The organism is Paenibacillus sp. FSL R5-0527 (assembly GCF_038008055.1).
Classification (GTDB): domain Bacteria; phylum Bacillota; class Bacilli; order Paenibacillales; family Paenibacillaceae; genus Fontibacillus; species Fontibacillus macerans.
The window spans coordinates 4819964-4842333 of the sequence record NZ_JBBOYI010000001.1 but is presented as its reverse complement, the minus strand read 5'-3'; the positions used below and the strand labels follow the sequence as shown (position 1 = coordinate 4842333).

Below are 22370 nucleotides of genomic sequence, written 5' to 3'. Positions count from 1 at the left end.
CCGAACCGGGCCGTGCCCCTTTTGGGGCGTTACTTTTCAGCGGAACGGGAAGCCAAAATATGCTCCGCGATCAGCTTGCCGTGGCCGCGCCCGGTTTCGATAAACACCTCGTTGGCGTTGCGGCCCGAGGCAATGACGCCCGCGACGTACAACCCCGGCACGTTCGTCTCCATCGTTTCCGGATCGAACACCGGCTTCTCCATATCGCCGGCCATTTCCACCCCGGCGCCAAACAGCAGTTTGCGGTCCGGACGGAATCCGGTCAAGGCCAGCACGAAATCGTTGACCAGCGCCGTTGTTTCGCCGCTATCGTTGGCCTCGACGACCACATGATCCGGATGGATTTCTATCACCCGGGAGTTTAGCCGCAGATCTACTTTGCCTTTGTTGACCAGGCTTTCGAAGATCGGCCGCACCCAAGGCTTGATGTTGCCGGACAGATCGTCACCCCGGTAGACGACGGTGACCTCGGCGTTCACGCGAACGAGCTCCAGCGCCGCGTCCACGGCCGAGTTGCTGCCGCCGATAATCGTCACTTTGGTGCCGGTATACGGATGGGCCTCCTGGAAATAGTGGGACACTTTATCGGTATTTTCTCCCGGAATGCCCAAAATATTGGGGTGATCGAAATACCCCGTCGAAATGATCACATTTCGTGCCGCGTACTCCGCATGTTCACCGCCGCGTTTGACGGAACGCACGATAAACGTACCGTCCGGCTGCCGCTGGACTTCCGTGGCTTCCTCATAGGCCGATACCGGGACGTTGTAGAAGCCGCTCACTTTTCTGTAATAGGCCAGCGCTTCATGGCGGAAAGGTTTGTCATTAGGGGAAGCAAACGGCACATCCCCGATTTCCAGCAGCTCGGCCGTACTGAAAAATTGCATATGGGTTGGATAAGAGTAGATGGAATGAACTAAGCAATGTTTTTCGAGAACGAGCACATGCAGTCCGCGCCGCTGGCATTCGATCGCTGCCGACAGTCCGCATGGCCCTGCTCCGATGATGATGACATCCTGCATGGGTTCCTCCTGTGTTTGTTGGTTTTTTTGGTTTTCAAAAAGAATTTTCAAAACAATACCATCCTACAGCAAATGCCAAAGAATAGCCAGACATTCACGGTTTTTTGGCGAAATCAGGCCTTGTTGTGTCCATTGAGTGACAATTGAAGCGCGGCTGTCTCAAAACATAAAATTTGGAGTAAACTAATATTGTAAGCGCTTGCCATGAATTTGATAGATTTAGGGAGGTGCCGTACATGCTGTCGTGGTTCAAAAGAAAACCAAAACCAACTCGCGCCGGAGCCCCGGATACCGTTTCGGTTTCGCTTGATGAGGTGAGGCAGGCCGTATTGCGTTTTGAGGCCGACATGCCCGAAGGCGTAAACCGGTTATCGCTGCTGCTTCCTGACGGAAGTCTGGAAATGAAGCGATTGTCGCGTTATTTGGGCGGCATTACGAAGCAACGATTTTTTCTGTCCAGGGAAACCTATGAGATTTTTGACGAAGCCGACCGCCTGATTCCCTATTACTTGGACATGGTTCAGCCTGCGGTGGATACTTACATGGATGAGCAGGGGAAACTTCCGGTGCTGGAACAGTCCCGCGAGCTCCAGGTGGATTACCGGCTGTTAATGCGGGAGCATTACCTCAAGGAAATGCCGCCGTTTCCGCTGTATGTTACGGAGCAGGAGATGCTGCTAACCCACCGCCCCAGACGTGTTATGTGAGCCTTGCGCGCAGGGTCCGATCAGGGCCCTGCGCTTTTTTCATTTGACAGCCTGTTTTACAATAGAGAAAGAGAATAAGTTGGGGAGAGAGGGAACTTGAAATTGCAGCTGGAAGCGGTGTTGTTTGACTTGGATAATACGCTGATGGACCGGGACCATACGTTTCGCCGGTTTGCGGAACAGTTGGCGCGGGAATGTCTGTTGCCTGCCTTGGAAGAAGAGGAGCGGAACAGGCTGATTGATTATATGATCGAGAGGGACGCCGACGGATATCGGCCGAAGGAGGGCTTCTTCCGGGAGCTGATCGAGCATTTGCCGTGGAAGAAGCGGCCCGACCTGGAGGAACTAAAGGCTTATTATGACCGCAACTATATGACCCACGCCAAGGCGATGGATCACGCGGCCAAGACATTGGAAGCCTGCCGCTCGCGGGGCCTCCGGTTAGGCATCATCACCAACGGAATAAGCCGTTTGCAGCACGGAAAAATCGATTTGCTCCACTTGCGGCCGTATTTTGACACGATCGTCGTATCCGGGGACGTGGACATCCGCAAGCCGGATCCGCAAATTTACCGGCTGGCATTGGAGCGGCTTGGCGTAACCCCGGAGAAGGCGGTGATCGTCGGCGACCATCCCCGCAACGATATTTGGGGGGCGGCACAGGTCGGGATTCGCGGGATCTGGCTGCGGCGTAAACATGCCTGGGACGCGGAGCTGGCCGGAGGAGAACCTTGGCGTTCCGTTCATGGGTTGGACGAAATTCCCCCACTGCTGGAGGAACTCGCGGGAACGGAGCAATAACCGGGTAGGGGCATTTGACAAGTGGAAGGATTGACAAAGCCTGCCCGATCCAATATGATGAATACAAAATCTTGAAGGAGGCTGGTAATTATGAAAAAAGTCCATGTGTCTAAGCTTGATGTTCATGAAACTTTTGACGTAAGTACGGCCTGCTTGGCGGAAAAGCATCTAATGCTAACCTTTTGTTAATGAACGAAAGTTAGCCATAAGGTGCAGGATTACCCAGCCGCGGGACCGTATTGTCGTCCCGCGGCTTTTTGCTGTGGCCGCCGGCGAATTTCGCTAGGCGGCCGGGAGTAACTGCGCAGGGAACAGTGCCCTAATTCCGATTGCATGAGCGTGTGTGCGCGGGAATGGGAGCCGGTTTTCCTGCGGCTTCCCAAGCGGGCGCGGGGCGATGAGCCTCGCGTCTTTTTGCGCTGTTTTAGCTTGCTGCAGATCCGCCAAGAGACCGCGAAAAATCAAACCGAACGATACCATTTAGGAGGAATACCCAATTGAATTTGACCAATTTAGGATGGAATCATGAGCGGGAAACCGCATTAAACGGGCTGGGCCTTGGGCAGGTATGGCCGGGCAGAGTCGTGGCCGACCACGGACGCAAATACCGCGTGGCTACGGAGCGGGGCGAAGGCTGGGCGGAAATGTCCGGCCGCCTGCAGCATGAGCTTGGCGAACGCAGCGAATTTCCGGCGGTAGGCGACTTTGTGGCGCTCCGTTTTCTGGCGGACGACAGCCAGGATGCGGTGATACACGGCCTGCTTCCGCGTACCAGCCGGATCTCCCGGCGTGCCGCCGGTTCGGTACCGGCCGAGCAAATCGTCGCGGCCAATGTCGATCTGTTGTTTGTGGTGGCCGCGCTGAATCTGGATTTCAATTTGCGGCGCTTGGAGCGCTATTTGATTATGGCGTGGAACAGCGGGGCTTCGCCGGTGATCGTTCTTAGCAAAGCGGATCTATGCCCCGATCCGGAGCGTTACGTCAGCGAGACGGAGGGAATCGCGCCCGGGGTGCCGGTTATCGTGGTCAGCGCCATGGAAAACCGGGGGCGGGAGCAGGTGGATGCGCTGCTGAAACCGGGCGTGACGGTCGCCTTGACCGGCTCGTCCGGCGCCGGAAAATCGACCATCCTTAACTGGATGGCCGGAGAGGAGATGCAGCGGACCCAGAGCGTACGCGAGGACGACAGCCGCGGCCGGCATACGACGACGCACCGGGAGCTGTTCGTGCTGCCCCAGGGCGCGGTCATGATCGACACGCCGGGGATGCGCGAGCTGCAGCTGTGGGACGATGACGGCGGCTGGGCGGAAGCGTTCAGCGACATCGAGGAGCTGGCCAAGGCGTGCCGCTTCAGCGATTGCCGGCACCAGCAGGAGGCCGGGTGCGCGGTTCGGGAAGCGCTGCGCACCGGACAGCTTGAGCGTAAACGGCTGGACAATTACCTTAAGACGCAGCGGGAGCTTAAATTTCAGGCCGCCAAAGAGCAAAGCCGGCAGCGCGCGGCCAAGGCCGGGGCCGGCAAAAGCGCCGCCAAGGCCGGTTCCGGCAAAGGCGGCGCTCCCCGCGACAAAGGGGAGCAGCGCCGGCGGTTTGCGCAGGAGTGGGAGTAGTCGGGAGTTGGCTTATGGGTGTGATTGATTTCCGGGAAATCTCCCCGTAAGATACAGGCAAGATAGCGGATTTCAGTGGTTCGAATGTTGGCCGACCAACTGCAAAAGTGCATTTGAAAAGGGGGGGAATCCGGGCTATTCGGGCGATGAGATGCAAAAGTGCATTTGAAAAAGGGGCTTGGGAGAAATTTTGCTCTAAACGTTGAAAATGAAATGCACTTTTACCTTTGAACCACCGATTTAGAGGAGTTTCGACAAAAACCGCCTGCACTTTTGCATTTCGACGATATCCAGGAAGGGGGTCGTAAACGCTGACAAAGTCAGTTAGCCATCCATTCGTATGGAGTTAACGACCCTGCGTCCCGGATCTCCAGTCTTTCGCTAGACGGTTGTGATCGGGCATTTCGTCGAAAAGACGCGGATTCAATTTCTAACGGTTATAATCCGCCACAAGCGTTGCATTAACTTTTCTAACGGTTGTAGCAGTGGCTATTTTACGAAAAAAGACCTTTTCTAAATTTTAACGGTTGTAAGCGCCGTTATTTGCCTGAATCTGAGCAAAATAGCCGGATTTCAGTGAAATAAGCACCATGGCAACCGTTACAATTTGAAATCAACGTTCATGGAACAAATAGTGCTTGTGGCAACCGTTAGAATAGTTGTGTGGCTAGAACATGTATCTAGTCAGATCAGATTTAATGCAACGCTTGTGGCAACCCAACATTAAAATGACGGGGTCTGCAGCGGCAGCCATTGCAGCACGTCTTGGATTTTGGCGTCCCAGTATCCCCACTCATGTTCGCCGGGGCCTTCCTCGTAGGTCAGGGGGATTCCCAGCCGGACGCAGGCTTCGCGGAACGTCCGGTTATCCGCGTACAGAAAGTCTTCCGTGCCGCAGCACTGGTACAGCCGGGGCACCGGCTTGCCGTCTTTGCCGGTCTGCTCGAGCAGCGCCAGCAGGTCGTTTTCGCTGTTCTGCGGACCGGCATCTCCAAAGATGCGGCGCAGTAGCGCAAAGTTCGCGTCGTCCAAACGAAATCTTGCATTCATGTCCAAAGCCCCGGATAAGCTGGCCGCCGCGGCGAACATCTCGGGTTTTCGCAGGGCCAGCTTAAAGGCTCCGTATCCGCCCATCGACAGGCCGGCAACAAACGTGTCCTCCCGGCGTCCGGACAACGGGAAAAACGAACGGCAGAGCCGCGGGAGCTCCTCGCTGACGAATGTCCAATACCGGTTGCCTTCGGCCATATCGGTGTAAAAGCTCAAATCGACCTGAGGCATGACGACGGCGAGCCCCATGCCCGATACATAACGTTCGATCGACGTCCGGCGCAGCCAGACGGTGTCGTCGTCGGACATGCCGTGCAGCAGGTAGAGGGTCGGATAAGGACCTTGAGCTCCTTTGGCGGACATTCCGATTTGCGACTTGGCGGGCTCAGGCAAAATCACGGTCATCGATGTGCTGAGCCCCAACACTTCGGAAAAAAAGCGGCATTGAAACAGTGCCATTTAACATGCTCCTTTGCTTATGCGATTCGGAAAAACGCCGTGCCGCTTCGGGTAAGCGTTTTCCTGAACGCGTGATTGGAATGAAGCCATACCTGGCCAACTCTCGTCTGCCTTTCATGGCTATAGCCCAATTATAACGCCTGACAGGATTAATTTCTTCATCTTTCCAAACGTTCCGCTGAAATCGTGCTACAATAAGAAGGACGGGTTAGTTCCAGGGTATCGAGGCGACACGCTGGGGGTGGGAAGATGAAATTCCCCTGGAAAAGAAATCTGTACGTGCTGTGGATCGGGGTGTTTTTTTGCAGCACCGCTTATTCCATGGTCATTCCGTTCATGTCTTTGTTTATCGCGCATGATCTCGGAGTGACGAAGAATTTGACCCTTTGGTCGGGCTTTGCGTTCGGCATTACGTTTTTGGCCGGGGCTTTGATATCTCCTTATTGGGGATCGCTGTCGGACAAATACGGACGCAAGCCGATGCTGCTGCGCTCGGGTTTTTCCTTGTGCGCCGTATATATACTTAACTCATTGGTTCAGGATCCGTACCAGCTCATCGCCGTACGCATCCTCTCCGGGTTATTGGCCGGATACGTGCCGTCGGCGATCGCGCTGGTGGCGACGAATACGCCGGAGAAGCAGGTGGGTTACTCGCTGGGAATCATGTCGACGGCGGGGGCGGCGGGGGGTATTATCGGACCGCTGGTCGGGGGCTCGCTCAGCAGGTTTATCGGTTACCGCGAATGCTTTCTGGTTGCGGGGGCGGTGGTACTGTTTTCCGCCTTGATCGCTTTGATTTTTGTGAAGGAAGAGAACTTCGACCGCAACCGCGAACGCTCCCATGTGCTGGACGACTTAAAGGAAGCTTCGGCGAACCGTCCGTTTATGGGCCATCTGCTCGTGGTGATGCTCGTCACGGCTTCGGTCATGGTACTGGAGCCGCTGCTTTCGCTTTATGTGCTCGATCTTGGTGCCTCGGCGTCCGACGCCTCCTTCAGTTCGGGCATCATCTTCTCGGCGGTGGGCATCGCGACCGTGATCGCCGCACCGATTTGGGGTAAAATCGGCGGCCGTATCGGCTACAAGAATACGCTGATGATCGGCCTGATTGGCGGCGGTCTGGGCAATATTCTGCAGGTTCTTTTCCACAATCAGGTTGGCTTCGGGGCGCTTCGTTTCGTGTACGGGCTGTTTTTTGCCGCGGTGTTCCCGGCTTTGAACGCGCTGATCGTCGAGGTGACGAAGCCGGAGTTCCGCGGCCGGGCCTTTAGCCTGAACCAATCGGCCAGCCAGCTTGGCAATATGGTCGGGCCGATCGCGGGGGGCGCCCTTGGCGGCTGGATTTCCATTCCGCTGGTTTTTGTGCTGAACGGCGCATTGCTGGCTATCACCGCGGTGACGCTGCGCCTGAAGCCGCTGCTCCATGCCAGACATGCCGGCAAAAGACCCGGCTCAGCCGCCGGCAGATCGGGATAAGATAAAAGAAACTCCCCCTCTTAGCGTAAGTGAGCTAACGAGGGGGAGTTTCTTTTGCCGCGGCTTCCGCTAGATTAATAGAGCGAAAGCGCCAGCGTGTCGAATTCGCTTTTGCTGTGAAGGATCGCTTCGGAACCTTCGATTTCAATGCTGATCAGCGAGCTCAAACATTTTTTCAAAGCTTGTTTGCCGTTATAATATTTGTACTCGAGCGCGCTGGTCAGCAGTTTTAAAGTACGCTGTACAGGTTGCTTGCTGTCGACGTTAAAGTAAACGGGTACGAGATTGTTTTGGAAGTTAATGAGAATTCTCATAGTAATCACCTCTATACAGTGGTTTCATAGTACAATACTATAGTAAGAAACTTAAAAAAACATTAAGAAAACATTATAATTCGATTAATGTTTGATGACATATTATCGCCGGAGAGGGACGGAAGTCTCTCTTTTTTGCGCTTACCTTAATTACGAATTCAGGATTAAAAAAGTTTCATCTCACTCAAAAAATATGCTTCATGCCCTATTTTTGTGGGTATATTGTAATAGAATGGGAAAAATTTCCGCGCATTGCAAAATTAATAAGTGTTATGATTACACCAAAGGAACGAAAATGAAGCTTTGATCCTAATGAGGAGGTGGACAGATGTTGGTCTCAAGTGCTGTGCGGAAAGGCACAGTGAAGCTGGATGCATACTCTTGGTTTTATTTGACGAAGACTTTAGGACCAGGAGATCTGCTTGAAGCGGACCATCCTTTTTTAAAATATTTGCATAGAGGGCTGCGCAAAAACGAAACCCCCACACCGCTGATCGAGAATCTGCCAAGCTTGCCCCTGCACGTATCGACCTGTCTGACTGCTGCGTTTCTGGCGGGCAAAGCCTGCTGGCTAAATTTTCGGGCCGGGACGAAGAAATATGAACAATATTTATATTTGGCCGGAAAACAAATGGTTAAAGTAGAGCGGCTTCACGAGGAATCGCCGCGTTTGCTGCTGGAAAGCGCCGGCGGGATGCAGCAGTGGTGCGAGGACCTGACTTTGAAAATGAGATGGAATTCGCGAACGCCCCGCGTCGAGCTCCCCGCTTTAATGATGTCCAGACGCCGGTTTGAAGAGCTTGCCGGCCAAATGGACAAGCTGGATCTGCAGAAGTTGACCCTCGCGCTTACCGCGCTGACGAATGACCAGGAAGGCAGCATCGCGCTCGCCCGCTGTCTGAAGGCTCCCTTGGCGCAGGGAGAAATGCGTTTTTACGCCAAGGCGGGGGACGCTTGGGAGCTGCAGACGGTACATTTTCTGAACAATGAACATATTAACTGGCTGATCCGATTCAGCGCCAATGAGGAAGAAGACTGGCTGATCGCCACGCCGACCCCGCGCCATCAATTTCAGGACATGCTGCACATGTGGTTTCGGCAGCCGCCGGAAGCCCAAAAGGAATCCCGAGAGGAAGTCCGCGCCAAGTCCAGGTGATTCGTCCGGCCGGAAATAAGATCAGAACGTCCCCGCGGGGACGGCTTTATAAGACGAGGTCAAACGGGATCATCCCGGTTGGCCTCTTTTTGTCGTTTTTAAACTCAGGGGTTGATTTTTTATGTAGAAGTGTATATATTGTATATATACATTGTTGACAAAGTATACAACAAAGGAAAGATGTACAATGGATATTTTGTTATCCCATTCTTCGGGCGAACCGATTTACTTGCAGATCGTCCGGCAAATCCGGGAAAGCATCCTGCAGGGGAAGCTTTCCCCCGGTACGGCGCTTCCTTCCATACGCCAGTTGGCCAAAGATTTGCAAATCAGCGTCATCACGACGAAAAGGGCCTATAACGAGCTGGAGCAGGAGGGCCTCATCGATTCCGTGGTGGGAAAAGGCTCCTTCGTTGCCGGCGGAAATCAGGAATTTATCCGCGAACAGCGGCTGAGAGCGTTGGAGAACAAGCTGAGGGAGGTCCTGGAGGAATGCCGCAGCATACCGGTGAGCATGGAGGAACTGATCGAATGGATGAAGCTTTTGGACAGCGAAGGAGGAGCAAAGAAATGAACGCGATACAGGTTGATGGATTTTCGAAACAGTACGGAAGCTTTGCATTATCGGACGTGAGCTTCGGGGTGCCGAAAGGCTACATTACCGGGCTGATCGGTCCCAACGGAGCCGGAAAAAGCACGCTGATCAAAGCGGTCATGGGCATGGTGCTGCCGGATCAGGGCAAAATTTCGGTGCTCGGTGAAACGGCGGGTTCGGAGCATGCCGGATACAAGCAGCATGTCGGCTATATTTCGGACGAAAATATTTTTTATGATTATTTGACGATGGAGCAAATGAAGCGGATCGTTGCCCCGTTTTATCCCGGCTGGGATGAGGACGTTTTCGAGCGGTATATGGACCGGTTCGAACTGCCGAAACGCAAGAAGATCAAGGATTGCTCCAAGGGGATGAAAATGAAGTACGCGATCGCGCTCGCTTTGTCGCATCATCCGGCGCTGCTTATTATGGACGAACCGACGGCGGGGCTCGATCCCGTTTTCCGGCGCGAGCTGCTGGATTTGCTTGCGGAGTATATCTTGAGCGGGGAGAATACGGTTTTGTTCTCCACGCATTTAACGGCCGATCTCGATCGGGTGGCGGACTACGTTACCTTTTTGAACCGCGGGAGCCTCGTATTTTCCGATACGAAGGACGATGTGCTTGAGCGGTATGTGCTCGTCAAAGGCAGCCGCGGCTTGCTCGATGCCGATGTGCGCCGGGCCCTGATCGGCGTGCGGGAGACGGAGGTTGGATTCGAAGGCTTGGCGCCGGATCGTGAACAAGCCCGCGAGCTGTTCGGCGGCGAGGTGCTGTACGACCGGCCTACGCTGGAAGAAATCATGTATTTTACGGTGAAGGGTGGAAAAGCAAATGTCTAGCATCGTTCGATTGCTGCACAAGGATCTATTGCTGATGAAGCGTTATATCGGAGTGTTGGCGGTTTATGCCATCGTGTTCTCCGGTTTTATTCAGGCGAACAATTCGTTTTTGTACGGAATGCTGCCGGGGATGGTGCTGATTTTGACGCTTAGCGCCGACATGCAGCTGCCGGTTCAGCAGTTTCTGGTCAACCTGCCGGTACGCCGCAGCCTGCTCGTTTTGTCCAAATATGCCTCCGCGTTTATTTTCATGCTGGCGGCGTTCCTCTTGAGCGTTGTGCTGGATAAAGGAGCCGCTGTGCTGCAGGGAGGTTCGGTTAGCTGGGAGCCTTCATATTTGCTCGGCGTGTTTGCGCTCCAGATTCTGGTCATGTCTGTTTATATTCCGCTTTATTTTTGGCTTGGTCCGAAAGGGGCCCAATTTTTGAACATCGCCATGATGATCTTCTTTTTTGGAGTCAGCTTTACCGTGTACAACGTACTGGGCAGCGAAAGAGCGATGGGGATGATCGCCCGGATCGGGGCGCATCCCTATGTTGCCGGCCTGATGGGGATCTGCGTTGCGGCGCTTGCCGTATTCGTTTCCTATAAAGTATCGTGTCTGATTTTCGCAAAACGGGACCTCTAAGAAAAACATCGTGACTAAATCACACCCCTAGATGGGCAATCTGGAAAGAGGCAGAAAAATGACTTTTTGAACTACCTCTGATAGGAGTGTGAGCAGATGATGGAAGGACATCAAACAAACAAGCGCGGGCGTTTTGAGGGAAAAACGGCGATCGTGACCGGAGCCGGCTCCGGCATCGGCAAAGCGGCGGCCGTTAAATTGGCTGCCGAAGGCGCGAAGGTGGCGCTGTTCGATCTGCTGGATGAACGGACCGGGCAGGCGGAGCGGGAAATCAACGGCCTCCACGCCGGGGCGGCCCGGGCCTTCGATGTGGATGTGGCCGATCCGGCGCGTATGGAGAAGGCGGTCCGCGAGGCGGCCGGGCATTTTGGGGGCATCGATATCGTCTTCGCAAACGCCGGCATTAACGGGAGACTGGCCCCGGTGGAGGATTTTAGCTTTGAAGAATGGGAAAAAACGCTCAGCGTCAACTTGAACGGCACGTTTTTGACGGTAAAAAACGCGGTCCCGTATTTGAAGCAGCGCGGCGGCGGCAGCATTATCATCACAAGTTCCATTAACGGCAGCTATAAATTTTCCGGCTTCGGCATGTCGGCATACAGCACCACCAAGGCCGGACAGGTCGCTTTTGCCAAAATGCTCGCCCTGGAGCTGGCCAAGTTCAAAATCCGTGTCAACGCGATTTGCCCTGGAGCGATAGCCACGAATATCGACGCTTCCACGGAAAAAAGCAAGGAGCTGCAGGAAATCATCATTCCGGTCAAATATCCGGAAGGCTCGCAGCCGCTATCCGATGGGCCGGGGCAGCCGGAGAACGTCGCCGATTTGGTCGCTTTTTTGGCCTCCGACGAAGCGATTCACATCACCGGCGCCCAAATCGTCATCGACGGCGCGGAATCGCTGCTGTAGCCAAAAATTTAAAATGGCATTTCAGGCGTTTGCTTCCGTCCTTGGGGCGGAAGCTTTTTTTGCTGCCCCCACTTTGGAAAAAATCCAATAGATTGATGCTGATCGTCCGTAATTGGGGCATGAGGCAAGAAAGGGAAAGGGGCTAATACTCCGAATTATGGCGGCGGTAATCGTGGATGACGCTTCTCCCGGCGCGCCTTCCCGTATGTACGGCGGCTGGCCGGACCGGAGCTGGTTTTCAGCGGGGCCGAACCAATGTATAATCGCAAGTAAAACCAGTGTTTAGCGTGAACTCAACTTTGTAATTAAGGCTTAACCTAATAATCAGCGCTTGACAGGGAGGGCCGGTAAGCGATCGTGGCAAGAAAATCGGCAGATCAATATCAATATCCGCTGTCCGGACGCTTTGCACGATTATCCCATTTGATCCGGAAGCAGAGAGGAAGAGAATTTAGGAGAAGAAAATAGGTTTGGGAGCAGCAGACATGCTCGAGATCACATGTTCGAGATCACATGTCTGACATCGTTAGACAGGCTTGTGAGAAGGAGGTTGGAGAAGTGAAGCAGACCTGACGGGAGGAATGGGGCAAGACGCCGGGAAAAATGAAAGGACCGTGATTAGCCCCCGCCCTCTCCCCCCTGAACAAAAGGGACAATCGTGCAAAGCAGCATGCAGGGATACCTAAACACGAACGCAGATGTGCGAAACTTGTTGGTATAGAAGGGTATTGGCAAATTGGTGCGAAGGAGGAGAAGAAAATGTTGTCTTGGCTCGCTGAGCAAAAAATAGCGGAAGCGATGGCGCGCGGGGAATTCGATCATCTGCCCGGGAATGGGCGGCCGCTGCAAATTGAGGATTTGTCGTCCGTTCCGGAAGATTTGCGGATGGCCTACAAATTGCTGAAAAACGCCGGCTGCGTTCCGGAAGAATTAAACCTGCACGGCGAATGCCTGCGGTTGGCCGATTTGATCGCGGCCTGTCAGGATGAGGAAGAGAAGCGGGAGCTGAAGAAAAAGCTGTCAGAGCAGCAGCTGCGGCTGAACATGCTGGCGGAACAGCGGGGGCTGACACACAGTCCGGCGTTCCGCCAGTATGAAGATGCGATCCGCCGGAAGCTGGAGTAAGCTCGCGCCGCGGCTGGAGACATGGGCTCGGCCGGAGCGGCCGGAGGCCGGTATGCTGCTCAAGGCAGCTAAAGACAGCTAAAGGCAGCTAAAGGCAGCTAAAGGCAGCTAAAGGCAGCTAAAGGCAGCGACACGGCAGCGGTTATGGCAGCAGCTTACGCATCATCGCCTCCGTTAGAATAAACGGCTCGCGGGAGATATTGTCCAGCCGGAACTCACAGACCAAATCGCCCGCGGCGGCGGGTTCCGGCCGATCGGTCAGGCCGCTGATGTACGCCAGCCAACCGATGACGGTCTCCGGCCGCGTACCCGCCTGGCGCAGCGCGCCGATGCCGAGGTCGCCGTGCCGCTTGGCCAGCCGCCGCCCGTCTTCGCCAAGGATGAGCGGGGCGTGGGCGAAGGCGGGCGGCGTCCATCCGAGCGCGGCGTACAAGTGGAGCTGGCGGGGCGTGGAGTCCAGCAAGTCGTCGCCGCGCAGCACGTCGGTGATGCCCATCAGGCAATCATCGACGGTGACGGCTAGCTGGTACGAGAATAGCCCGTCCGCCCGCCGCACCACAAAGTCGCCGCCGCTGCCCGGCGGGAACGACTGCGGCCCGGCGATGCCGTCCACGAAGGCGACGCCTTCGCCGCCCAGCGCGAAACGAAGCGAAGGCAATTTCGCCTGCGCCTTGATCCGGCGTTCCGCCGGAGTTAAATGGCGGCACGTCCCGAGGTACGGCGCGCCTTCCGAGCTTAACCCGTGCGGCGCGCCGGCCACGGCCAGCAGCTCCGCGCGGCTGCAATAGCACGGATACAAGCGGCCGTCTTGGTCCAGCTTGGCCAAAGCCTCCTCGTACATCGCCGTCCTGCGGCTTTGCCAATACGGGCCGTACGGACCGTCCGCACCGGGGCCCTCGTCCCAATCCAGGCCAAGCCAGCGAAGATCGGCGATAATCCGTTCGGTAATTTCCGGTTTTGAGCGCTGGATGTCGATATCTTCAATCCGCAGCACAAACGCTCCTCCGGCCGCCCGCATTTGCAGCCACGACAAAAGCGCCATTTTGGCGTTGCCCAGATGCATGTCGCCGGAAGGCGTCGGCGCAAAGCGTCCGCGTCTCATGGTGATCACTTCCTTATGATGTGGTGCATGATGTTGTGTGTAAGCTGTAAAAGTTGTGAAAGTTGTGTAATCTGTAAAATTCGTGAAATTCGTGAAATTCGTGAAAGCCGTGAAAGCCGTGAAAGCCGTGAAAGCCGTGGAAACCGTAGAAGCACTGGTGCTTTTTTAAGGGAATTACCCCATCCGCCGGAAGTTTAACGGTTGTAACAGCCGCTATTTTACGAAAAAAGGCGGTTTCCAATTTCTAGCTATGATGAACGTAAACAAAAGACAGCCCTCCATATTGCTACATCTCGTAGGTTAAAATGGATAGTGAAAACCAAACCATTTCAGAGCTACATAGCAAAGGAGAGCTGATACTATGCAGTCTACCACAAAATTCGTCGGTTTAGATGTATCCAAAGAAAAAATTTCGGTTGCTATTGCAGATGCAAGCGGTGAAACTCCTCGCTATTACGGGAGCATTCCTCACACTCCGGCGGCGCTGCGCAAGCTGATCAAAGAACTGGGACCGGCCGAAACGCTATCGTTTTGTTATGAGGCAGGTCCGACAGGTTACGAAACCTATCGCTGGATCACCTCCATGGGAGCCCATTGCGTTGTCATTGCTCCGTCGCTTATTCCCAAACGCCCTGGTGATCACGTGAAGACGGATCGACGGGACGCCGAGCAGCTTGCCCGTCTGTTTCGTGCAGGAGAATTGACTCCTGTCTACGTCCCGGAGCGGGAAGACGAGGCTTTGCGGGAGTTGGTTCGCGCCCGGGAGGCCGCCAAAGAGGACGCGCATCGGGCACGCCAGCGGATATTGAAGTTCCTGCTCCGCCATCAAATCGAACCGCCGGCTACGATAAAGCGTCGTTGGACCCGGAAGTACCGTTCCTGGCTGGAGCAACTGACATTCCCTTATGAGCCCATGCAAGTAGCCTTCGACGAGATGCTCCATACCTTAAATGAGATCGAGCAGCGGATGGGGCGTTTGGAAAAAGCCTTGGTTCAGCAAGCCACGGTCGGCTCCAAGGCAACTCTGATTCGGGTGCTTCAGTCCCTGCGTGGGATTGGACTACTGACGGCCGTCACTCTAGCTGCTGAGATCGGTTCATTTACTCGCTTCCGCTCCCCGGCCCAACTCATGGCGTATTTAGGGTTGGTTCCTCGTGAGAGTTCAACCGGCCTGAGTACTCGGCGCGGAAGTATGACCAAAGCCGGTAACGGGCGCTTGCGCCGATCCTTGGTGGAATCCGCCTGGAGCTACCGTCATCGGCCTGCGGTGAAAGGAGATCTCGCCAAGCGTTTGGATGGCATGCCGGCCGATATACAACTGTTGTCGTGGAAAGCGCAAGAAAGATTGCATTACAAATACCGTCATCTCATTTTTGGAAAGAACAAACACAAAAATGTGGCCGTAGGCGCGGTGGCCAGGGAGCTAACCGGGTTCATATGGGCTGTTGCTCGAACGGTGGAACAACCGGTGGCTAACTAACGCCCCTTCCGTCCCCTTTGGGGAGACGCAGGGAGCGTTGCCCCCTGCACCCCCACACTCGCCGTGAGGCGTTCCTCATTTCCAATGAGGAATAGGAAAAGTGTTGATTTGAACCTAACCGCTTGTCAAGAAAAGCGCTTGACAAGCTCACGCCTGAGCACGAGGCCCGGGAGCAAACGAAGGTTCCGGGAGAGAATTTGCGTCAACCGTTTGCACTAGGTGAGTAACTGAACGTGCGCTTCTAGCTTGCAAGAGCTCTCCTTGACGAAGGCATAACATGTGGTACCAACCCACGGATAGCAGCGTGCCGACCGTCGCTCGCATTTTTGCTCTCGCGCCACGTGCTCAGGCACCTCTCACACGGAGGGCTTGACAAAAACGTTCATAGCAACGGTTGTGAGCATCGCTATTAGTCTCAATCCAGGTAAAGATAGCCGAGTTTCAGTAAAATAAGCGCTATGGCATCCGTTAAAATTTGCAATCAACGTTGTGGGACCAAATAGCGGCTGTGGCAACCGTTAGAAAGTTATCGTGTTAGAAACATTTGTTGCATCAGGTGTTGCATCAGGTGTTGCATCAGATTAGCCTTTACAATCGTTCCTGGGGAGCTTCTTCCGGAAGCACGGGAATCTCGATCCTTTCGATTTCGATCTTCCGGATCCGGCTTTCTTCCCGTTCCAGCACCTTAAAACGGAGATCGCCGTGCGTAAGTTCCGTTCCTTCCTCGATGTCCATGTTTTGCCCGTAAACCCATCCGCCGATCGTATCGGTTTCCTCTTCCTCCAGGTCGGTCAGCAGCAGTTCGTTAATCAGCGAGACGGACACTTTGCCGTCCACAATGAGATGATTCGCCGCAACTTCGGTAATTTCCTGCTCTTCCTCAGCATCGAATTCGTCGCGGATGTCGCCGACGATTTCCTCCAAAATGTCCTCAATCGTCACCATTCCGGATGTTCCGCCGTATTCGTCGATCAAGACCGCGATGTGGGAGCGCTCCTTCTGCATTTTTTTCAGCAGCTTGGGCAGCGGAATATTTTCCGATACCGTCATCACGGGCCGGACAAGCGAGTCCAGGGAACCCCGAAACGTCTCCTCATCGGACAAAAACAGCGTCTTCGTGTTGATCATTCCGACGATATCGTCCTTGTTTTCCCGGATCACGGGGTAGCGGGTATACTGCTCTTCCTTAATGATCTGCAGGTTTTCCTCCCGCGATTTGCCGGCGTGCAGACAAACCATGTCGGTCCGCGGCACCATGATGTCTTTGGCGAGCTTATCGTCAAACGCGAATATGCGGCTAACAAAACTGAATTCGTTGGTGCCGATTTGTCCGCTTTCCAGGCTTTGGCTGAGCAGGGCCCGCAGTTCTTCCACACTGTGCGCTTCGTTCCATTCCGCGGGCGGCTTAAGGCCAAGCAGTGAAACGATCCAGCGGGAAGAGCGGTTAAGCAGCCAAATCATTGGAGAGAGCAGCGTCGCGAACCAGAGGAGCGGCCGGGATGCGGCCAGGGCGAACGACTCCCCCTTTTGGGAGGCAAGCACCTGCGGCACCAGTCCGCCCAGCACGACATGCAAATACGTGATGATAATAAAAGCGATCAGAAAGGAAAAAAACGATTCCACCGGCTCGGACAAGCCGATATAAAAAAACAGCGGCCGCAGCAGCCGGCGAACGGCGGGTTGTCCCAGCCAGCCAAGCGTTAAGGAGATCGCCGTGATGGCGAGCTGGCAGGTCGACAGGGCTTGATCCATGCGGTCGGCCAGTCTTTTTAACGCGGCTGCGTTTTTGCGGCCTTCTCGCCTCAGCGCGTTCACCCGACCCGGGCGGAGCGCGCGAAGCGAAGATTCGGTAACCACGAACAAGGCGGTGAGCGGGATTAATGCAAAGATAACCGCCAGTTTGATCAGATCGGTTCCGTACACACTCATCTTTTCGAAAACTCCTTTGGACCTTGAAAAGTAATTATTTCAGCTCAAACCTAGAAATCGGCGCTTGACATCCGGTCAAGCGGAGCAACGAATCGCGGGGCTGTAAAATTGCGGAACTTAACGAATCGCAGGCCTGCAAAATAGCGGCATTTTATGTATTTATTATCCGGCGCTCCGGCATGTTCATCCCCATTAACGGCATTTTTTGTCCTTATTATTCTGGATCAATGGACCGGAACATAGGGCTGGAGTTTATGTTGCTTTATTAAGGTTGTTCAAAAAAGGCGGTTTTGATCACACCTAAGGGGAATGTGGTAAAATCGATACGAATAGAGACTTGAGGAGAGAACGATGACGAAGCTGTCTGAACCTAAACCGATGCCTATAGATGAAGCGATTCCCGCGTTAAAAGACAGCCTGCGTAAGGCAGGCGCCGCCGTTCTGCTGGCCGAGCCCGGAGCGGGGAAAACGACGCGCGCGCCGTTGGCGCTGTTAAGCGAGCCGTGGCTGGAAGGCCAGAGCGTCATTTTGCTGGAACCGCGCCGTCTCGCGGCCCGTTCCGCCGCCGTGTATATGGCCGCGCAGTTGGGCGAACGGGTCGGCGAAACGGTGGGCTACCGGATGCGCGGGGAGAGCCGCGTGTCGCGCAAAACGCGGATTACCGTTGTGACGGAAGGGATTTTGACCCGGCTGCTGCAGCAGGACCCGGCGCTGCTGGGGACGGGACTCATCATTTTTGACGAATTCCACGAGCGCAGCCTGCACGCCGATTTGGGGCTGGCGCTGGCGCTGCAGAGCCGCGAGCTGCTGCGCGATGATTTGCGGCTTCTGATCATGTCGGCGACGCTGGACGCGGAGCCGGTCGCCCGGCTGCTTGGGGATGCGCCGGTCGTTCAAAGCCGCGGCCGCATGTATCCGGTGGAGACATTATACCTTCCGCAAGCGCCAGCCGCGAAAGAACCGCTCGAAACCGTGGTGGAGCGGGCGGTGCGCCGCGCTTTGGCGGCGCATGACGGCAGCCTGCTCGTGTTTTTGCCCGGGGCCCGGGAGATCAGCCGCGTCGAGTCGCTGCTTGCGGGATCGCCGCTGCCCGAGGGCGTGCTGCTCACGCCGCTTTATGGGGCGCTGCCGCAGGAGGCGCAGCGGCGGGCGATCGAGCCGGCGCCGGCGGGCCGGCGCAAGGTGGTGCTGGCCACGTCGATCGCCGAATCGAGCTTGACCGTGGACGGCGTGACGGTCGTCATCGACAGCGGCCTCCGGCGCACCACCTTGTTTTCCCCGCGGACCGGGATGAACCGTCTGGTGACGGTCCGCGCCGCCCGCGATTCCGCCGACCAGCGGCGGGGCCGCGCCGGGCGAACCGCGCCCGGCGTATGCTACCGCCTCTGGAGCGAGGCGGAAGACCGCGCGCTGCCCGCGCGCACGCCGCCGGAGATCCTCGAGGCGGACCTGGCGCCGCTCGCGCTGGAGCTGGCGGCGTGGGGCGCCGGCTCGCCGGACGAGCTGGCTTGGCTCGACGCGCCGCCGCCAGCGCCTTACGCCAGCGCCGTCCTGCTCCTGCAGCAGCTCGGCGCGCTGGATGCGGCCGGCCGCATCACCGGGCACGGCCGGCAGATGGCCGCGCTCGGGCTGCACCCGCGGCTGGCGCATATGCTGCTGCGGGCGCGCGAGCTAGGCCTGGCCGAGCCGGCCTGCGCCCTGGCCGCGCTGCTCGAAGAGCGCGACCTGCTCAAAGGCGCCGCCGGCCGGGACGGCGACCTGCGCCGCCGGCTCGCGCTGGTGCTGGACGCGGCCAAGGGTGCGCGCGGGGCCGGCTCGGCGCTCGAGGCGGACCCGGCCGCCCTGCAGCGCGTCCAGCAGCTCCGCCGCCAATGGGAGGCGCGGCTGCTGGAGCTGGATCAGCCGGCCAACGAAGCTGCCGCTGAAGGCTTGGCCGCGCCGCCGTCCGCCCAGGCGCCGGCGCCCGGGACGCTTCCGCCCCAAACGCCGCCGACTCAAGCGCCGCCAGCCCAAACGCCGCCGGCCCAGGCGCTGTCTACCCAAGCGCCCACGGCTCCTCAGCCGCGCGCCGATCTTGACCCGCAGCAGCCGGACCGGTATTGCGGCCTGCTGGTCTCTTTCGCTTACCCGGACCGCATCGCCATGCGCCGCCCGGACGGGCGGTATTTGCTGCGAAGCGGGCGCGGCGCGGTTTTACCGATGAAAGAGTCCCTCGGGGCCGCGGCTTTTCTGGCCATCGCCGATGTCGACGACGAGGGGGCGGAAGGGCGGATTCTTTTGGCTGCTCCGCTCGACGAAACGGACCTGTATCGTTATTACGGCAAAGAGATTGCCGAGGAGCGCAGCGCGGCTTGGGACGACGCTTCCGGTGCGGTGCGAGCCCGAATCCGCCAAACGTTCGGCGCGATCGTCCTGAAGGAGCAGCCGGATCCGCAACCGGGTCCCGAGCAGATTACCCGCGCCCTGTTGGATGCAGTTATCGTCAAGGGCGTGGGCATCCTGCCGTGGACGGACAGGGCGCGAATGCTGCAAGAGCGGCTGCTGTTCTTGCACCGCTTGGATGAGCGATGGCCGGACGTTTCTGACGAGACGCTGGCGGCGACGGCAGAATCGTGGCTGGCTCCGTATTTGTCCGGCGTGCGCAAGCGTTCCGATTTGCAAGCTTTATCGTTGTACGGCATCCTGGAGAACCTGTTGGACTGGCCGTTGCGGCAAGTGCTGAACGCCGAGGCGCCAACGCACTTGCTAGTCCCGAGCGGCTCCAAAATCCAAGTTCACTACGATGGGCCACAGGCCCCGTATGCTGCAGTACGCCTGCAGGAGGTATTCGGGATGATGGAGACCCCGCGAATCGGCTTCGGCCGGGTGGCGATCACCCTGCATCTGCTGTCGCCAGCAAGTCGGCCGGTTCAGGTGACCGCGGATTTGCGCAGCTTTTGGGAGACGACCTATTTCGAGGTCAAAAAAGACCTCAAAGGCCGTTACCCCAAGCATTATTGGCCGGATGATCCCATGGAGGCGACGGCTACCCGCAAGGTGCGTCCGGACGGGCAACGATAGCCGGACGTTGGATGAACGTGATACAGACTGCAATCTAATCGCATTGACCACAAGCGCGGTGATCTTCCGGGATCGCCGTGCTTGTTTGTCGTTCCACCAGTTTTATTTCGGCGATTATCTCATTTCTCACAGGCAAGATTCGAACAAATAGTAGAAATTTATCCTTTAATCGCCAAGAAGAGTATGATTTAATAGAATTGTAACCTATGGCAGATATTTCCTTCGGATGTCAGAGGGAAAGGGACACATCGTTTGCTTTCGTCTCTATACAAATAATGATTTGGGAAGCACCAGATTGCGCTCTTTTTGCTTGGTTTATTTCATTTAATTTTCTAGTGAAAGAGGGTTTCAAATTATGCATTCGATGAGAACCCACCGATTCTCCCAAAAGTGGAAGCTATTTGCCATGACCTGCTTGACATTGTCTCTGTTGCTTCAGGGAGGTCTCCGACAGCCGACGGCCGCAAAGGCGGCGGATTCACACAAAGGCGGCGTGACTCCTCCTCCAGCACGCTAACGGAATTGATGGATTCGCTCAAGACGCTTCTATGGAAGCCGTGGGATAAACTCATTGCCGCACTGAACAGGACACCCAGTCGAACCTCAAATGGGCGATAGAAAAAGCAGAAGTCGGTCGTTGCGGCAGAGTAAAAAGACTCGACAACTAACCGTGTCACCGTTTATGCAACACTACTGATGTAATTTTACGGAAATTACAGAAACTTAGAGTAAATAGGAGGCGGATTAAATGGAAAATCAATTGTTGCCTGGAATTGTTGTTTTGAATAGAAATTATTTTCCTGATTCCGAAATGAGTGCTTATAAAGTAGGTGCTACTCATTTTGCGCTTGAAATAATAAAGTGTCTAAATGAGAATGGTTCTTTACTAGGAATTATATTATATAAGCGAGATGAAACATTATCAGAACCAGCAATTAAAAACGAAACTCTAAACGGTTACAATACAATAACATTATTCTTTAATTTTAGAATGAATGACGAGAGTGTTATGGAAGCCATAGACAGGGCTATTGTCATGTTATACAGAAGTGAAACGGATAATCTGATTGTCTATTACCATACAGATACAATTATACAGTACCATCCTAAACATATTCCCGCTTGCTTAACTCATCATGGACCTTTTGTTGAAGATTTTATTGAAAATTATTCGTTAATCGAGGCTTATAAGGCATTTGAAAGTAACGAAAAGGTGCATCATATGTTAGAACAGCAAAAACGAGGTTTGACTACGTTGCTAAGCAATGAAAATATCTTTGTTTTACAGCATTCAAATATGCAAAGCAGGTTCTTAAGAAATAAAGGAATTAGGCAAGATTTAATTAAGGCGATTATTCCTCCAATCATTCCGATAACTGTAAGTGAAGTTAATTTAGGTGAAAAGTTACAATATTTTTTGAAGAACATTTCTGAAAATGAATTAATATTAACATCGAATGCTGCAAGGATTGATTACTTTAAAAATATGGATTTATTAATACACTCGGCTTTAGAATTAACAAAAAAGAATATTCCGGTAAAAGTAATCATAACAGGAGGATCAAAGGTTGATGAGCATAAAAGAGAAGCTCTTTATAAACTGATACCAGAGAATCTTAGATATAGATTTATGTTTACTGAAAAATTGTCAAAACTTGAACTTTATGCGCTCTTTAAAATAATGAAAAGAAAGGGGATTTTCGTATTTACTTCTAGATATGAAACACTTGGAATAACACCATTAGAAGCTGTCTTAAGTGGTGTATGCACTATTATGCCGGATTCAGATCTGGTGGAAGCATCCAGATTTTTTCCGCAAAAATATAAATTTTCTCCCTCGCTTGAAATGCTTGTAGATAAACTTAATGAGTTATATTTCAGTAAGGACTATAAAACAAATGAAGTGAACAATTATGTTGGTAGCATTATTTCTGAAGAGAATTTTAAAAAAAGTTTTATAAATATGTGGAGTGAAATAACTACTATAGTAAATGAAAAAAAGTATTCAAAAAGTGCTTCCTGTAAATAAAATTTTCACTGGCCTTCCCTGTTCTCAAGCTTTCAACGCCCTTCCGCATTTCTTGCCAAGATTGATTGTACTTGAC

The 22370-nt window shown here is 54.5% G+C and carries 18 protein-coding genes; 13 read left to right on the top strand and 5 right to left on the bottom strand.

All coding sequences use genetic code 11. The features are described from left to right. Positions 1-29 precede the first annotated feature (29 nt). Entirely contained in the window at positions 30-1022 is a 993-nt protein-coding gene (locus tag NYE69_RS21350; protein WP_326044669.1) for a YpdA family putative bacillithiol disulfide reductase, read from the bottom strand. Positions 1023-1258: 236 nt separating this feature from the next. Between NYE69_RS21350 and NYE69_RS21345 the strand changes: the two genes are divergently transcribed. The 3 genes from NYE69_RS21345 (at position 1259) to rsgA (ending at position 4140) form a co-directional block, all read left to right on the top strand. After that, a complete protein-coding gene (locus NYE69_RS21345) occupies positions 1259-1729 on the top strand; it encodes a DUF3939 domain-containing protein (RefSeq protein ID WP_316561792.1) in 471 nt (156 codons plus the stop codon). Between the two features lie 96 nt (positions 1730-1825). Next, positions 1826-2530: an HAD family hydrolase gene (locus NYE69_RS21340; protein WP_316561793.1), complete on the top strand. Its 705-nt coding sequence runs from the start codon at positions 1826-1828 to the stop codon at positions 2528-2530. 497 nt (positions 2531-3027) lie between these two features. After that, positions 3028-4140 carry a ribosome small subunit-dependent GTPase A gene (rsgA, locus tag NYE69_RS21335; RefSeq protein WP_340927810.1) on the top strand — a complete coding sequence of 371 codons (1113 nt, stop codon included), beginning with the start codon at positions 3028-3030 and terminating at the stop codon, positions 4138-4140. A 723-nt stretch (positions 4141-4863) separates the two neighbouring features. Here the strand turns inward: rsgA and NYE69_RS21330 are convergent. Further along, positions 4864-5649 carry an alpha/beta hydrolase gene (locus tag NYE69_RS21330; protein ID WP_340927808.1) on the bottom strand — a complete coding sequence of 262 codons (786 nt, stop codon included), beginning with the start codon at positions 5647-5649 and terminating at the stop codon, positions 4864-4866. A gap of 249 nt (positions 5650-5898) precedes the next feature. Between NYE69_RS21330 and NYE69_RS21325 the strand changes: the two genes are divergently transcribed. Next, complete coding sequence (locus NYE69_RS21325) at positions 5899-7125, top strand: MFS transporter (RefSeq protein ID WP_340927804.1); 1227 nt, start codon at positions 5899-5901, stop codon at positions 7123-7125. A 74-nt stretch (positions 7126-7199) separates the two neighbouring features. Here the strand turns inward: NYE69_RS21325 and NYE69_RS21320 are convergent, their stop codons facing one another. Beyond that, entirely contained in the window at positions 7200-7439 is a 240-nt protein-coding gene (locus NYE69_RS21320) for a hypothetical protein (protein WP_036622462.1), read from the bottom strand. Positions 7440-7767: 328 nt separating this feature from the next. Here NYE69_RS21320 and NYE69_RS21315 point away from each other — a divergent pair, with 328 nt between their 5' ends. The 6 genes from NYE69_RS21315 to NYE69_RS21290 all read left to right on the top strand — a co-directional run bounded on the left by NYE69_RS21315 (position 7768) and on the right by NYE69_RS21290 (position 12694). Next, on the top strand, positions 7768-8595 hold the full coding sequence (locus NYE69_RS21315; protein WP_340927800.1) for a hypothetical protein: 828 nt from the start codon (positions 7768-7770) through the stop codon (positions 8593-8595). A gap of 187 nt (positions 8596-8782) precedes the next feature. Continuing rightward, positions 8783-9169, top strand: a complete 387-nt coding sequence (locus NYE69_RS21310) for a GntR family transcriptional regulator (protein WP_328271905.1) — start codon at positions 8783-8785, stop codon at positions 9167-9169. Further along, on the top strand, positions 9166-10032 hold the full coding sequence (locus tag NYE69_RS21305; protein WP_340927797.1) for an ABC transporter ATP-binding protein: 867 nt from the start codon (positions 9166-9168) through the stop codon (positions 10030-10032). Before NYE69_RS21310 ends, NYE69_RS21305 begins: the two co-directional genes overlap by 4 nt. Then, positions 10025-10660, top strand: coding sequence for an ABC-2 transporter permease (locus tag NYE69_RS21300; RefSeq protein ID WP_328271903.1), 636 nt, complete (start codon positions 10025-10027; stop codon positions 10658-10660). Before NYE69_RS21305 ends, NYE69_RS21300 begins: the two co-directional genes overlap by 8 nt. Positions 10661-10759: 99 nt before the next feature. After that, entirely contained in the window at positions 10760-11569 is an 810-nt protein-coding gene (locus NYE69_RS21295; RefSeq protein WP_326044671.1) for an SDR family oxidoreductase, read from the top strand. A 759-nt stretch (positions 11570-12328) separates the two neighbouring features. Continuing rightward, positions 12329-12694 (top strand): DnaJ family domain-containing protein, encoded by a 366-nt coding sequence (locus NYE69_RS21290; RefSeq protein WP_036622474.1) that lies wholly within the window; start codon positions 12329-12331, stop codon positions 12692-12694. A 142-nt stretch (positions 12695-12836) separates the two neighbouring features. Here the strand turns inward: NYE69_RS21290 and gluQRS are convergent, their stop codons facing one another. Further along, complete coding sequence (gluQRS, locus tag NYE69_RS21285; RefSeq protein WP_340927793.1) at positions 12837-13796, bottom strand: tRNA glutamyl-Q(34) synthetase GluQRS; 960 nt, start codon at positions 13794-13796, stop codon at positions 12837-12839. A 361-nt stretch (positions 13797-14157) separates the two neighbouring features. On the opposite strand from gluQRS, the gene NYE69_RS21280 reads away from it, so the two are divergent. Continuing rightward, complete coding sequence (locus NYE69_RS21280) at positions 14158-15276, top strand: IS110 family transposase (protein ID WP_036623922.1); 1119 nt, start codon at positions 14158-14160, stop codon at positions 15274-15276. Positions 15277-15864: 588 nt separating this feature from the next. Here NYE69_RS21280 and NYE69_RS21275 read toward each other — a convergent pair. Continuing rightward, the gene (locus NYE69_RS21275) at positions 15865-17205 is read right to left on the bottom strand and encodes a hemolysin family protein (RefSeq protein ID WP_340927792.1); all 1341 of its coding nucleotides are present in this window, start codon (positions 17203-17205) and stop codon (positions 15865-15867) included. A gap of 351 nt (positions 17206-17556) precedes the next feature. Here NYE69_RS21275 and hrpB point away from each other — a divergent pair, with 351 nt between their 5' ends. Beyond that, positions 17557-20265, top strand: coding sequence for an ATP-dependent helicase HrpB (gene hrpB, locus NYE69_RS21270; protein ID WP_036622480.1), 2709 nt, complete (start codon positions 17557-17559; stop codon positions 20263-20265). A gap of 748 nt (positions 20266-21013) precedes the next feature. Continuing rightward, positions 21014-22294, top strand: coding sequence for a glycosyltransferase (locus NYE69_RS21265; protein WP_036622482.1), 1281 nt, complete (start codon positions 21014-21016; stop codon positions 22292-22294). Positions 22295-22370: the final 76 nt, after the last annotated feature.

What these genes read in the sequence shown, in the direction of transcription:
- NYE69_RS21330 (WP_340927808.1), bottom strand. Translation starts at nt 5,649, where the DNA reads ATGGCACTGTTTCAATGCCGCTTTTTTTCCGAAGTGTTGGGGCTCAGC.
- NYE69_RS21320 (WP_036622462.1), bottom strand. Translation starts at nt 7,439, where the DNA reads ATGAGAATTCTCATTAACTTCCAAAACAATCTCGTACCCGTTTACTTT.
- NYE69_RS21280 (WP_036623922.1), top strand. Translation starts at nt 14,158, where the DNA reads ATGCAGTCTACCACAAAATTCGTCGGTTTAGATGTATCCAAAGAAAAA.
- NYE69_RS21275 (WP_340927792.1), bottom strand. Translation starts at nt 17,205, where the DNA reads ATGAGTGTGTACGGAACCGATCTGATCAAACTGGCGGTTATCTTTGCA.
- NYE69_RS21315 (WP_340927800.1), top strand. Translation starts at nt 7,768, where the DNA reads ATGTTGGTCTCAAGTGCTGTGCGGAAAGGCACAGTGAAGCTGGATGCA.
- NYE69_RS21290 (WP_036622474.1), top strand. Translation starts at nt 12,329, where the DNA reads ATGTTGTCTTGGCTCGCTGAGCAAAAAATAGCGGAAGCGATGGCGCGC.
- NYE69_RS21345 (WP_316561792.1), top strand. Translation starts at nt 1,259, where the DNA reads ATGCTGTCGTGGTTCAAAAGAAAACCAAAACCAACTCGCGCCGGAGCC.
- NYE69_RS21265 (WP_036622482.1), top strand. Translation starts at nt 21,014, where the DNA reads ATGGAAAATCAATTGTTGCCTGGAATTGTTGTTTTGAATAGAAATTAT.
- hrpB (WP_036622480.1), top strand. Translation starts at nt 17,557, where the DNA reads ATGACGAAGCTGTCTGAACCTAAACCGATGCCTATAGATGAAGCGATT.
- NYE69_RS21300 (WP_328271903.1), top strand. Translation starts at nt 10,025, where the DNA reads ATGTCTAGCATCGTTCGATTGCTGCACAAGGATCTATTGCTGATGAAG.
- gluQRS (WP_340927793.1), bottom strand. Translation starts at nt 13,796, where the DNA reads ATGAGACGCGGACGCTTTGCGCCGACGCCTTCCGGCGACATGCATCTG.
- NYE69_RS21305 (WP_340927797.1), top strand. Translation starts at nt 9,166, where the DNA reads ATGAACGCGATACAGGTTGATGGATTTTCGAAACAGTACGGAAGCTTT.
- NYE69_RS21295 (WP_326044671.1), top strand. Translation starts at nt 10,760, where the DNA reads ATGGAAGGACATCAAACAAACAAGCGCGGGCGTTTTGAGGGAAAAACG.
- NYE69_RS21325 (WP_340927804.1), top strand. Translation starts at nt 5,899, where the DNA reads ATGAAATTCCCCTGGAAAAGAAATCTGTACGTGCTGTGGATCGGGGTG.
- NYE69_RS21310 (WP_328271905.1), top strand. Translation starts at nt 8,783, where the DNA reads ATGGATATTTTGTTATCCCATTCTTCGGGCGAACCGATTTACTTGCAG.
- NYE69_RS21350 (WP_326044669.1), bottom strand. Translation starts at nt 1,022, where the DNA reads ATGCAGGATGTCATCATCATCGGAGCAGGGCCATGCGGACTGTCGGCA.